This window comes from Paenibacillus chitinolyticus NBRC 15660 (assembly GCF_000739915.1).
Classification (GTDB): Bacteria; Bacillota; Bacilli; order Paenibacillales; family NBRC-103111; genus Paenibacillus_F; species Paenibacillus_F chitinolyticus.
In genome coordinates this window covers 242,222-254,120 of sequence record NZ_BBJT01000001.1, presented here as the reverse complement: position 1 = coordinate 254,120, position 11,899 = coordinate 242,222, and the positions used below count along the sequence as shown (strand labels likewise).

Below are 11,899 nucleotides of genomic sequence, written 5' to 3'. Positions count from 1 at the left end.
TTATACGTGCGCAAGATGCTGGAGGGTTTGGCGGAAAATTTCTTTCACGTGATCGTCGTCTAGTGAGTAAAAGACGGTTTTGCCGCTTTTGCGCCGCTTAACGATCCGGACATTCCGTAAATACCGAAGCTGATGGGAGACGGCGGATTGTCCCATTTCAAGCACGACACTCAGATCGTGGACGCACAATTCCTGCTGGGAAAGCGCATAAATGATTTTGACGCGCGTAGGATCTCCGAGAGCTTTGAACATCTCCGCCAGGTTGACGGCCATCGATTCGTCCATCTTCGCATGCTCCAGAGCAGTCCCGTCCGTTTCCGTCCCCGCACAGGTTTCGTCGCAGAGGTCTTCGATTGGTTTTTGCAAGCTACATTCACCGCCTTCGTTTCCATACGGCTTATTATATCAAAAACATTACGGTTAAGGGAGTCCCTTCTCCGCTGCGCATGAAGAAAGTGCCCCGCACCCGGTGCGGAGCACTTTTTTCGATTGATTAAGATAAAGAAGATGGCTTCTTCTCGATAAGAACGGTCAAGCTGATCAGCGTGACGAAAATGGTGGCTCCCATGTCCGACAATATGGCGATCCACAAGGTCAGCAGACCGGGAATCGTCAGCAGCAGCGCGATGGCTTTCAATCCGAGCGCCAGGCTGATGTTTATCTTGATCACCCGGTTCACCTGCCGCGCAACGGAGATAGCTTCGGGCAGCTTGCCGAGGTGATCCTGCATCAGCACGATGTCGGCGGTTTCCACCGCGCTGTCGGTTCCTTTGCCCATCGCAATGCCAAGCTGGGCGGAAGCGAGTGCCGGAGCGTCGTTGATGCCGTCTCCGATCATGGCAACCGTACCCTCGGCGGCGAGCTCCTTGATTTTGTCGACCTTCTGTTCGGGGAGAAGATTGCCGTAATATTCGCTTACACCGACAGCTTTGGCGACTTTCTCGGCGGTTTTCCGGTGGTCTCCGGTCAGCATAACCGTTTTATGAATGCCCGCTTTATGCAGAGCGGCGATCACTTCGCGGCTTTCCTCCCGGATCTCGTCGGATATTCCGAACATGCCAAGCACTTTTTCTTGATCGGCGACTATAACTAAAGTAAGTCCTTCTTCCTTCAGCGAGTCGATTTGTTCCTGGATATCCGCCGGTATCCGCAGATGTTCCATGCTTTTCTCGTTGCCGAGCCAGTACCGCTCTCCCTTGAAGCTCGCCACGACTCCTCTACCGGATACCGTCTCGATGGAGTCGGCTTCTTCGGCCCGGATGCCCTTAGCCTCGATCTCCTTCATGATCGCTTTGGCGAGAGGATGCGAGGAAGATTTCTCGATAGCCGCCGCGGCGGGGTAAAACTTGCGCTCATCCAGCACCACGGACTTCTCCACGTGGGGCTCCCCTTTGGTCAGTGTGCCGGTTTTGTCGAACGCGAGCGTATCGATTTTGCCCAGCTGCTCCAGGAACACGCCGCCTTTGATCAGAATGCCGTGCCGGGCATTGCGTGTAATGCCGGATACGATGGCGATCGGCGAGGACAAAATCAGGGCGCACGGACACCCGACGATCAGAACGGCCAGCCCCTGATAAAGCCATGTCGACCAGCTTCCGCCCAGGAAAAGCGGAGGGATGACGATGACGAGCAGCGAGATGATCATGATGAGCGGCGTGTAATACTTGGCGAAGCGGTTGATGAACAGCTCCGTCGGCGTTTTCGTCTCCTGGGCTTCCTCGACCAGATGAAGGATTTTCGCCAAGGACGAATCCTGATACGCCTTTTCGATGCGGATTTTAAGCAGGCCTTCGTTGTTGATGCTGCCGCCGAAAACTTTCTCGCCGGGCGCTTTTTCCACCGGCAGAGATTCCCCGGTTATCGCGGCTTCGTTGACCGAGCTTTTGCCTTCTTCCACGATGCCGTCGGAAGGAATTTTCTGCCCGGAGCGAACTTGAACGAGATCTCCGATCTTGAGGGACGCGATCGGGACGACCGTTTCTTGGCCGTCCGTCAGCAGCACCGCTTCTTTGGGAGCTACTTGAAGCAGCGTTTCCATGGAACGGCGCGCTTTCTCCATGCCCATTCCTTCCAGCAGTTCGTTCAGTCCGAACAGGATGGCGACAAGCGTCGCCTCTTTCCACTCGCCGATCACGATAGCTCCCACGAGCGCGATGGTCATCAGCGTATCGATATTGAATTTCAGGCGGAACAAGTTTTTGGCGCCTTTGATGAACGTCATGTAGCCGCTCAGTGCCATAATGATCAGATACAACGGGATGGATACATAGGCCGGCACCCGTCCGTCCGTGAAAAATGCAATCGCGAAAAGCACAGCCGAAATGACAAGATTCCGGGTAATCGCCCGGTTGGATTGCCCTCCGTGATCATGATCGTGTCCATGATCGTGACCGTGATCGTGAGAGTGGCCGTGATGGCTGTGCCCCTCGTGCGTATGTCCGCCCGCAGGCTGGGATTTGACGAGATAAGCCCCGTCACTGCCCAGGATTTTCTCAACGGCAGGCATGGATATACGGCTGTCCACAGTCAGCTTGCCGCTGTTATAACTGAGTCTGGCATCCGCCCCGTGTTCCAGCTTCTGAATCTGTTCTTCCATCTCACGTGTACAGTTGCCGCAGGATAAACCTTTTACGCGGTGCTCCTCCATCTCCATTCCTTCCTTCCAAACAAGCGTTTTTTATAAAGTATGCAAAATATGAGTATATGTTCATATAATAAATTTTTGGAAACGTAATGTCAAGATGCTGGAAGTTCGTGGGATAAAAAAAGCTGCCGAGCCCGTATATCGATTGCTGCGGTCATGTCTTACGTAGAGACTGAAATCCACAGAGATGGTAGGATAAGAAAAGAACAGAACAGGTTCTGAGGAAAACGGAGGGTTATGTTCCATGACGGAAGCCTTGTACAAGCAGTACCATTCTCTTCTTTATTCCATCGCTTACCGGATGCTCGGAACTCTAAACGATGCCGAAGATATCATCCAGGATGTTTATCTGGAAATCCAGCAGCAGGATCTGGTCCGTATCGGGAATATGAAAGCTTATTTATGTAAAGCGGTAACCAACCGCTGTATCAACTTTCTCCAATCCGCGCGAAGCCGCAGAGAAATCTATACCGGCGAATGGCTTCCAGAGCCAGTATCCGTTCAGCCGGGTCTTGACCCCGCCGAACGGATAGTTGAGGAGGAAACCGTCTCCTACGCGCTGCTCGTCATGATGGAGCGGCTTAATCCGGTTGAGCGTGCGGTGTTCATCCTGCGCGAAGCACTCGAATACAGTTACCGTGAGATTGGAGATACCCTCCAGAAATCCGAGGAGAACTGCCGCAAGATTTATAGCCGCGTCAAAGGGAAGCTTCTCCGGAAGGAGGCCAAGCCCCTTCAAAAAAGCGAAGTGGAGGAACAATTCGTGAAACTGTTCCTCGACGCGGCCAAAACTGGCGATTTCGCAGACTTTATCGCACAGATGACGGCGGACGCCGTTCTGGTTACGGACGGCGGCGGCAAAGTCCGCTGCGCGCTGCGTCCCATTTACGGCTCTCAACGGATCCGGGCGCTGTTCGAAGGGATATGGCCGCGCGGTTATTTCAGCGGCTCCCTGCTCCCCGCCCGGATCAACGGCGAGCAGGGCTTCGTCCTCGTCCGCGACGAGCGTCCGGTTCTTGCGGTCAGCATGACGTGGGACCAGGAACAGAGTCGGGTAGACCGCATGTTCATCGTCAGCAATCCGGACAAGCTGCACGGAATCCGTCTATAGAGTTACCCCTGGGGAAGGAGGCGATAAACTTTTTTTTGCTTCCTTCCTTTTTTCTGTCACGAAACGGCCTCCTGATCTGTTATAGATCTGAATGCAAATAGGAGGAGGAATATACGATGAAAACCCGTCTTCAAATGGATCAGCTGATTCCGAAAGGTTATGCCGCCATGGTGGGGCTCGAGCAGTACTTGGGTTCCACAAGCCTGGACAAATCACTGAAAGAATTGATCAAAATACGCGCATCCCAGATAAATGGCTGTGCCTTCTGCATCGACATGCACACGAAAGACGCGCGTAAACACGGGGAAACCGAGCAGCGCATCTACGCCTTAAACGCCTGGCGCGAAACACCCTTCTTCTCGCCGGAAGAACGCGCGGTGCTCGCATTGACGGAAGCCGTTACGCTCGTTGCCGAAACCCATGTCCCGGACGACGTATACGACGAAGTCCGCCTTTATTTCGACGAAGTTCAGACTTCCGAGATTATTATGGCCATCGTCGTCATAAACGCCTGGAACCGGCTGGCCGTATCGGCCAGGAAGATGCCGGACGCGGACTGATCCCCAGCACCTTTCCCGGCCTTCCTTGAAGGCGGCAAACCAGACTCCCTTGTCTATAGCAAGGGAGTTTTTGCTTTGCGCTGGCGTCTGAGCAGCAGGTTATCCAAATCTTTTGTCAGCATCCCCTTTCTTAAGCATGTCCGGCTTTCCTGCATAACTTGCAGATATTTCCGCATTCTAAAGAAGAAGGATGCCGGACGGATAAAAAGGAGGGGTACGCGTGGAAATGAAAGGTCTGATGTACGAAAATATACAACAAATTCTCGCTGGAAGTGAAGATACGGTTTATCAGCCTTTTCTACTATACGAACGCTCCTGCGTGCTCATTTATATCCAATCGATCGTCGATGTGAAGACACTTCAAGAGAAGGTCGCTTCCGCTCTCATTGCCGAAGCTCAGGGTGACCATGATTGGGAGGAATTCCTTCAGCTGCTGGACGAAGGGACTTTGTTCCCGCTTCCCGCGAAGCTGGTTTATGCCTCCCAGGATGCCGTCCGGGAAATCGTGCACGGAAAAGCGGCGCTCTGCATCGAAGGACTGGGCTGCGCTTATGTGTTCGATGTCGTCAAGTATCAAAAAAGGGCGGTTTCCGAGTCTCAGAACGAGCTTGTCGTTATCGGGCCCCAAGAGGCTTTTATCGAAGATATCGTCAGTAACTTGTCCCTGCTCCGGCACAAAATCAAGCACCCGGATTTGAAAACCGTTAAATATACCGTGGGCACGTACACGCAGACGACTGTCTATATGATTTATATCGAAGGACTCTGCAAGCCGGAAATTTTAAAAGATCTCGATAAGGGAATCCGAGAAATTTCCATCGACGGGGTACTCGGAATCAGCTACCTTTCGGAGCAGATGAAGAAAGGAAACAAAACGCCCTTCCCTCAATTCCAATATACGGAACGGCCGGACTCCGTCGCCGCTTCCTTGCTGGAAGGCCGTGTCGGTCTCATACAGGACGGGACACCGTCGGCGCTTCTCGTACCCGTGACGCTCTTATCCCTGCTCCAGTCTTCCGAGGATTACTACCAGAGCTATTTATCGGCAAGCTGGATACGGCTGGTGCGGATCTTCTTTGCCTTGATTTCGATGCTCCTGCCTTCGTTATACATAGCGATCACTACGTTTCAGCCCGAAATCATCCCGTCGGATCTGCTGCTTACGATTTCGGCGGCCCGCGAGAATATTCCCTTCTCCGCACTGACGGAGGCTCTTGTTATGGAGCTGACCTTCGAAGGGCTGCGCGAGGCCGGGACGCGCATTCCGAAGCCGGTCGGCCAGACGATCTCCATCATCGGCGCCATCGTGATCGGACAGGCGGCTGTACAAGCGGGGATCGTATCCGCTCCTATGGTCATCGTCGTATCCATCACGGGGATCGCGTCCTACATCATTCCCCATTTCGAGCTGGGACTGGCTTTACGTCTGCTGCGTTTCCCGCTCCTGCTGATTGGCGGTACGACAGGTCTGATCGGTGTTTTCATCGCCAGCTTTATTGTGTACGGGCATCTTACGAGCCAGAGATCGTTCGGCGCTCCTTACCTGAGCCCGCTGGCGCCGCTCGTTCTCCGGGACTGGAAAGACATTTTTATGCGCGTGCCCTCGTCTCTTATGAAAAAGCGTTCCAAAGCATACATCGACCGGAACTTCAGGAGGCAGAAATAACATGAGACGGATAAGACTTTTCATTGCCCTGCTGCCGCTTCTGCTGATGACAGGCTGCTGGTCGAAGGTCGAAATAGACGAACAAACGTTTGTTTTTGCTCTGTACATCGATCAAGGGGACACTCCCGATAAGGTAGAAGTTACAATCAGCAGCCCGCTGCCGAACCGCCTTTTGTCCGGTCAACAAGCCGGCAGCGGCACTTCCCACGGACAACCGTACGCCGTGATTAGCAAACAGGGCACTTCGATTCAGCAAGCCCTCATGCTCATCCAAAGAGATCTGACCCGGAAGATTCACTTCGGACACACCCGGATCGTTACTGTCGGCAGACAATATGCGGAGAACGGGATCAAAGATATGCTGGACTGGATGCAAAGAGAACCTACTTTTCATATCAGCACAATTGTGAGTACCGCCCCTGGCAAGGCAAAAGAGGTAGCGGAACTTACGCCCGTTTACGAACGGATGCCGGCGGAAGTGATGCTCAAAATGGCCCAGCAAAGAGCGATGCTAGATACGAGCGCGAAGCAGTGCTTGATAGCGGAAGCTTCCGGTCAGGGGGTCGCAACCAATTACTTGACGATGGGTGTGATGAAAATGCCCAGTGAGAACGGAGAGATCAAGCCATGGGCGGGCATTCAAGGAGTAGCCTTATATTACGACGACAAGCTCACGGGGGTACTTCCGAGTGCGGAAGGCAGAGCCATAGCCTGGGCTTTGGGCAGATCGGGCAGGCAGGTATACACCCTATCCTGGGACGACGGCCAAAGTAGGGCGGATATCCTTTTTAATCAATTGATGAGCAAAAAATCAGTGCGGATGGGACCGGAGGGTCCCCGGTTTACGCTGAGCCTTAAAGGCGACGGAGATTTGATCCACAAAAGGGATATCATGAACCGCGACGAGAAAGAAATGAACGCTATCCTTGAACAGAAACTGCGTGAAAAAATCGAAAAACAGTTAAAAAGCGCATTCAGCAAAACTCAGAAAGCAAAGTCGGATGTCCTGCAGTTGGGCATGCTGCTTGACTGGAAGTACCCCAAGTTTTGGGAGGAAAAACGGGACAACTGGACCGATTATTATAAGAACGACCTCGATATCGAATTTAAAGTCGAGATAAATGTGAAACAGGTCGGAATCTTATCTTAACGATTCCAATCGTGTCCGTCATTCTACGGAAAGGAAAATCCGCTATGATTGCTCTCGCTTTCTTCGCTCTCGGCTTGCTGGAATGGATTAGAACCAACCCCAAACCTCCCGGCGAAGCCGTCAAATTCTGGGTGCTTTTCTCGGTGCTGGGCTGTTGGAGCGTTCTGGCCTCCGCCTTTACGTGGTGGCCCCAGCCCAACCAGCTCACGCATCTGCTGCTTGGCTGGCTGGAGTAACCTTCTTATTTCTGATTGAAAGAGGTGATCCCATGCGCTCGACGTCCTGGCAGACGTTCCGGTTCGCAATGATTTACATGATTTCTCAGCCGATCGCTTTTCTTATTTCTCCTCTGATAACAACCTCCGGCTATCAAGGCTGGATCTCTTTGTTTCTGGGGGGGCTGGTCAGTATTTTATTACTCTGCTGCACGGTCTATGTCGGTCGCTTAAACCCGGACGTGCCTTGGGTTCAGTTCGGTGAACAAATTATCGGAAAATGGCCGCACCGCTTGTTTTTGTTCCTTGTTCTGTACTGGTGCGTCTATTACGTTTCGGTTGATATCGAAAGCTTTACGCTGTTCTACGGATCGACTTATATGAGAGAAACGCCTCAATGGTTTCTGCAGCTTATCATCGGGCTGGTTATCGTGATTACGGCGCGCTGGGGATTTGTCTCGATTGTCTATATAGCAGATGGGCTTTTCCTCATTACGATGATCGGGATCGCCATCATTATGGGCTTGTTTTCGAAGAATGCCGATTTTCAAATGTTCCCCGCCTTATGGACCCATCACAAAATGGGCTTAGCCTTTCGGGATACCTTAACCGCCGTATCCTGGTTTGGCGAATGGTTCGTTTTTTTATTTATGGTACCCCATCTGAAATTCGGCGCCAAAACGCTTCGCAACCTGCTTTCGGCCAGTCTGCTCGTGACGTTTGCCGTCTTTATGCAATGGATGCTGACTTTGTTTACTTTCGGCCCTTACTTCGGGAGCCGTATTCAGTATCCCCTGCTCGAATTGATCCGAAGTTCAACGTTAAGCGGATTACTCGGCAATGCGGATCCCCTCCTGATCGGCTTGTGGACGACATCCATGTTCGTTCATGATTCGTTTATCCTGTATGTAGGGACCAAATGCGCGGCAGAGCTGTTTAAATTTAAGACGAGAAAAGCGATCCTTCCTCTCCTGTGCGGGACCGCAGTTGTCGTGGCGCTTCAATTTTCCCGGGACACTACCCTCTTTTTGTTTGACATGAACTCCCTTTCCGTCGTCACATTTTTTGTGTTCGTGGATGCTCTGCCCGTTTTTTACGCGGTTATTGCTTATGTGAGAATTAAATTTGGCAAAAACTTTTTACAAACCAGTAAATAAGGAGATGTATTTCTCCATTCAACTAACCACTCCATACAAAATCACTTTGCGCTGTGATATTCTGTAAGAGCGCTGCCTTCGGTTCTAGCGCTTATTCCCAATGTAACCTGGAGGATACCATGTCAACATCTGCGGACAAATCAACCATTCTCTTGAATTTTTACCAAAATGAGTACGAAGACGGGCTTCGTTCTTATTATTTGCCGGACGAGCAGCTGCAGTTCAGCGCCCTGCCTCATGAAGTGCTGAAGACGGCGGCACAAGATGCCCATCGCTATCCGGTTGTTATTTTGGCCGATTCCAAACCGGTCGGTTTTTTTGTCTTGTACGACGGTGAAGAAATCGCCCTGTATTCGGACGACCCGCACACTATCGTACTTAGAGCTTTTTCGGTTAACCATGCGGAACAGGGAAAAAGCTACGCCAAGCAGGGACTGCTCCTTCTCCCCGATTTTGTGAGAAAACATTTTCCTTTGGCCCGGATTGTTGGACTCGGGGTCAATATGAAAAATATTCCGGCGCGAAATTTGTATTTAAAATGCGGGTTCGAGGATCACGGTCGGACCAAGGTTGGCCCGCTGGGTCCTCAGCACATTCTTACCCTGCCGCTATAATTCGGGACAGATGCGGCATGCGGCGGCTGTGCCAGGTTTTTAAAATAACAACGGTGGCGTGGAGCGGCCTGCTCATGAAATCCCGGATGGTTCCAGTGAAAGAAATTTTGAGAGTCTAATCGATTATCGTTAACCCCGTTAATTGCAAAAGTTAATTAACCCCATTAACTATACTATTAATTAATCTCGTTAACTATGAGAATTATTTAATAAGGTTAATTATCAAAGGAGCCCCTCTAGGCTCTTTTTTCTTTTTACCTGCACCGTCTATCCGTGAGATTTCAAACCCTATTGCGCGGCATGGTTAAATTTCGATCCAGATCGAATAGTGGATGTGCTATTGTAGAAGTAGGTTATGCAACTGCATTGGAGGGATGCGAACATGAAAGCTTCACCCGATACGATAACCTTGGCAGGCTTAATCGGAGAACCGTCGAGGATGCACATGCTGCTGGAGCTTCTGAGCGGCAAATGCATGCCGGCCAGCGAACTGGCCGGAGCCGCCCGCATCACTCCCCAGACGGCCAGCTCGCACCTGGCCAAGCTGGTGGAAGGCGGCCTGCTCACGGTCGAGCTCTCGGGGCGCCACCGGTACTACAAGCTTGCGGGCCCAGAGGTCGCCGATGCGCTTGAAGCGCTGAATACACTGGCGCGGCCAAAGCCGGTCAAGTCGCTGCGGGAGTACGACCGGCTCAATCATCTGCGCTTCGCCCGCACCTGCTACGACCATCTCGCGGGAGAAGCGGGGGTCGCGCTGGCGGACCGCCTGCTTGAGACGGGCATCATCGGCCAGTCCGGCCGCGACTTTACGGTTACGGAGAAAGGCGAAATCTTTCTCCGGGCCTTTGGTATAAACTGCGCGGAGCTCCGCAGAAGCCGGAGACAATTCGCCAAATGCTGCCTGGACTGGAGCGAACGCAGGTACCACATCGCCGGAAGCCTTGGCGCCGCCTTGACGGAGCAGTTGTTCCGGCGGGAATGGATCGAGCGGATCCCCGGCGGGCGGGCCGTCCGGATCACGGACACAGGACGTGACGGGCTGAGGCATTTAGGGGTAGACCTGAACCTGCTGTGAAAACGCGCCAAGGTTTACATGAACAATTCGACGGGGGCCGAACCATACATCATGTATACTTCTTGCGAGGTGATCCTAATGATCAAACAAGAAGTACAGGATACGTTTCGGACGATCCGGCCTTCGATTCTTTATTTCGGAACGCCGGTCGTTCTCCTCACCACTTTGAGCGAGGACGGAAGCACGAATATCTCTCCGTTGTCGTCCGCATGGGCGCTCGGCAGCCGGATTATTCTCGGCATCGGAAACGGCGGAAAAGGGCTGGAGAATTTGTCCCGAACGGGTGAATGCGTAATCAACCTTCCGGACAGCTCGTTGTGGGAACAAGTCGAGAAGCTGGCCCCGCTGACCGGCAAATCCCCCGTCCCGGACAATAAACGCGAGTTATACCGGTTCGAGAGGGACAAGTTTTCGGCCGCCGGATTCACCCCTCTTCCGTCCGTATGCGTGAAGCCCCTGAGGATTCGGGAATGCCCTCTGCAAATCGAAGCCTCTCTCGTTCAGGTGCACCCGAGCGACGGCTTTTGCATCGTGGAAACCGAATCCCGCGCCGTTCACGCCGAAGAACGGATCGTGCTGGGGGAACACTATGTGAATCCGGCCGCATGGAATCCGCTCATTTACAGCTTCCGGCATTACTTCGGCTTGGATGCGGAGAAAGGCAAGTCCTTCAAATCCGAAACCTGAATCGGTTTGTACAGACACTTCTTATTCTGTCTTCCATTCCATCCGGAACGTTCCTTCCGCATGATCTCCCGTAAGAACAAGAGAAGCAATACCGGATTCGGGGACACGAATGCGAATCTTGTTATTTGCAGGGAGATCTCCGGGTACCTGCAACACGTCCGTAAACCGGACTCCGTATCCGCCGTTTTTCATCGTCCACGAATAGGTTAACAGAGCTGTTTCTCCCTTTTTTATGGGAACCGGAACGGCTTTTTCTCCGTTGAAATAGGCAAAGCTTACCTCGTAAGACGAATCGGTCCGAACTTCCCGCCACTGTTTCGTCTCCGTGAAATCACCCCAGGCAAATACGAGCAGAACAGCCGGTATACATAGTGCTGCCACCGCCGCCATTATCTTCGTTCTGCTGTACAAGCAATCCGCCGCATAGAAAAAAAGCGCGCAGACAGATCCGATCAGACCCGAAATCGCTAAATAAATGGGATCGAAAATAAGCACGGCAAAAGGAGCAAATCCTCCGGCACCGTATACGATCATCCTTACCCCAACCTTTGCCTTCGGAAAAAATTTGAATAGAATCAGCTCGACAATAGTGGAGTAAATAACGGCATATCCGTAAACAAGCCACCAAAGATAAGGAAGCCTTGACGCTTCCGAAATTTGGTATAAACCCGCATCATTTTGGATGATGATGATTACAAAAACGGTGAATAATGTACCTGTCGCTGCCAGCTTGGAAAAAATAAACCTCCAGATCTGTTTTCTCCCAATACCCACTCCATCTTTCATGGGTGCCTCCCCCTTTTCATTAACTTGCTAACGGCAATATCATCGTCTTCGTTGGTAATTGGAAACTTTTCGCCTGGAAGCAGCGTTTCCTCCCGTGTTCCTCATGCCGAGAATATCAAAAGACCCGCAGGCCCAACAGTTCTAACTTTTATAGGTCCTCCCGGCAGCAAAAAGAAGCACCTCTTCAATCCGGCTCTTCTTACGACCGTCATGAAAGGTGCTTCTTTTGAAATT

At 52.0% G+C, this 11,899-nt stretch carries 12 protein-coding genes; 9 read left to right on the top strand and 3 right to left on the bottom strand.

Annotation, left to right across the window (positions count from 1 at the left end):
- Both PCH01S_RS01070 and PCH01S_RS01065 read right to left on the bottom strand, forming a co-directional pair.
- Positions 1-366, bottom strand: coding sequence for an ArsR/SmtB family transcription factor (locus PCH01S_RS01070; RefSeq protein ID WP_042225970.1), 366 nt, complete (start codon positions 364-366; stop codon positions 1-3).
- A gap of 127 nt (positions 367-493) precedes the next feature.
- On the bottom strand, positions 494-2,647 hold the full coding sequence (locus tag PCH01S_RS01065) for a heavy metal translocating P-type ATPase (protein ID WP_042225968.1): 2,154 nt from the start codon (positions 2,645-2,647) through the stop codon (positions 494-496).
- Between the two features lie 241 nt (positions 2,648-2,888).
- Here PCH01S_RS01065 and PCH01S_RS01060 point away from each other — a divergent pair, with 241 nt between their 5' ends.
- From PCH01S_RS01060 to PCH01S_RS01020, 9 genes are all read left to right on the top strand, one after another.
- Positions 2,889-3,755, top strand: coding sequence for an RNA polymerase sigma-70 factor (locus PCH01S_RS01060; RefSeq protein ID WP_042225965.1), 867 nt, complete (start codon positions 2,889-2,891; stop codon positions 3,753-3,755).
- A gap of 116 nt (positions 3,756-3,871) precedes the next feature.
- Positions 3,872-4,315 (top strand): carboxymuconolactone decarboxylase family protein, encoded by a 444-nt coding sequence (locus PCH01S_RS01055; RefSeq protein WP_042225963.1) that lies wholly within the window; start codon positions 3,872-3,874, stop codon positions 4,313-4,315.
- Between the two features lie 220 nt (positions 4,316-4,535).
- Positions 4,536-5,981: a spore germination protein gene (locus PCH01S_RS01050; protein ID WP_042225961.1), complete on the top strand. Its 1,446-nt coding sequence runs from the start codon at positions 4,536-4,538 to the stop codon at positions 5,979-5,981.
- Between the two features lies 1 nt (position 5,982).
- The gene (locus PCH01S_RS01045) at positions 5,983-7,131 is read left to right on the top strand and encodes a Ger(x)C family spore germination protein (RefSeq protein ID WP_042225959.1); all 1,149 of its coding nucleotides are present in this window, start codon (positions 5,983-5,985) and stop codon (positions 7,129-7,131) included.
- A gap of 44 nt (positions 7,132-7,175) precedes the next feature.
- Positions 7,176-7,367, top strand: a complete 192-nt coding sequence (locus PCH01S_RS01040) for a hypothetical protein (protein WP_042225958.1) — start codon at positions 7,176-7,178, stop codon at positions 7,365-7,367.
- 32 nt (positions 7,368-7,399) lie between these two features.
- A complete protein-coding gene (locus PCH01S_RS01035) occupies positions 7,400-8,503 on the top strand; it encodes a GerAB/ArcD/ProY family transporter (RefSeq protein ID WP_042225957.1) in 1,104 nt (367 codons plus the stop codon).
- 119 nt (positions 8,504-8,622) lie between these two features.
- Positions 8,623-9,117, top strand: coding sequence for a GNAT family N-acetyltransferase (locus PCH01S_RS01030; RefSeq protein ID WP_042225954.1), 495 nt, complete (start codon positions 8,623-8,625; stop codon positions 9,115-9,117).
- 382 nt (positions 9,118-9,499) lie between these two features.
- Positions 9,500-10,192 (top strand): ArsR/SmtB family transcription factor, encoded by a 693-nt coding sequence (locus PCH01S_RS01025; protein ID WP_042225953.1) that lies wholly within the window; start codon positions 9,500-9,502, stop codon positions 10,190-10,192.
- A 78-nt stretch (positions 10,193-10,270) separates the two neighbouring features.
- Positions 10,271-10,879 (top strand): flavin reductase family protein, encoded by a 609-nt coding sequence (locus PCH01S_RS01020; protein ID WP_042225952.1) that lies wholly within the window; start codon positions 10,271-10,273, stop codon positions 10,877-10,879.
- A gap of 21 nt (positions 10,880-10,900) precedes the next feature.
- Here the strand turns inward: PCH01S_RS01020 and PCH01S_RS01015 are convergent, their stop codons facing one another.
- The gene (locus tag PCH01S_RS01015; protein ID WP_042225949.1) at positions 10,901-11,665 is read right to left on the bottom strand and encodes a hypothetical protein; all 765 of its coding nucleotides are present in this window, start codon (positions 11,663-11,665) and stop codon (positions 10,901-10,903) included.
- Positions 11,666-11,899 lie beyond the last annotated feature (234 nt).

Excerpts from the sequence above, each read along its gene's own strand:
- PCH01S_RS01045 (WP_042225959.1), top strand. The coding sequence starts at position 5,983 with ATGAGACGGATAAGACTTTTCATTGCCCTGCTGCCGCTTCTGCTGATG.
- PCH01S_RS01065 (WP_042225968.1), bottom strand. The coding sequence starts at position 2,647 with ATGGAGGAGCACCGCGTAAAAGGTTTATCCTGCGGCAACTGTACACGT.
- PCH01S_RS01035 (WP_042225957.1), top strand. The coding sequence starts at position 7,400 with ATGCGCTCGACGTCCTGGCAGACGTTCCGGTTCGCAATGATTTACATG.
- PCH01S_RS01040 (WP_042225958.1), top strand. The coding sequence starts at position 7,176 with ATGATTGCTCTCGCTTTCTTCGCTCTCGGCTTGCTGGAATGGATTAGA.
- PCH01S_RS01030 (WP_042225954.1), top strand. The coding sequence starts at position 8,623 with ATGTCAACATCTGCGGACAAATCAACCATTCTCTTGAATTTTTACCAA.
- PCH01S_RS01055 (WP_042225963.1), top strand. The coding sequence starts at position 3,872 with ATGAAAACCCGTCTTCAAATGGATCAGCTGATTCCGAAAGGTTATGCC.
- PCH01S_RS01060 (WP_042225965.1), top strand. The coding sequence starts at position 2,889 with ATGACGGAAGCCTTGTACAAGCAGTACCATTCTCTTCTTTATTCCATC.
- PCH01S_RS01015 (WP_042225949.1), bottom strand. The coding sequence starts at position 11,665 with ATGAAAGATGGAGTGGGTATTGGGAGAAAACAGATCTGGAGGTTTATT.
- PCH01S_RS01025 (WP_042225953.1), top strand. The coding sequence starts at position 9,500 with ATGAAAGCTTCACCCGATACGATAACCTTGGCAGGCTTAATCGGAGAA.
- PCH01S_RS01020 (WP_042225952.1), top strand. The coding sequence starts at position 10,271 with ATGATCAAACAAGAAGTACAGGATACGTTTCGGACGATCCGGCCTTCG.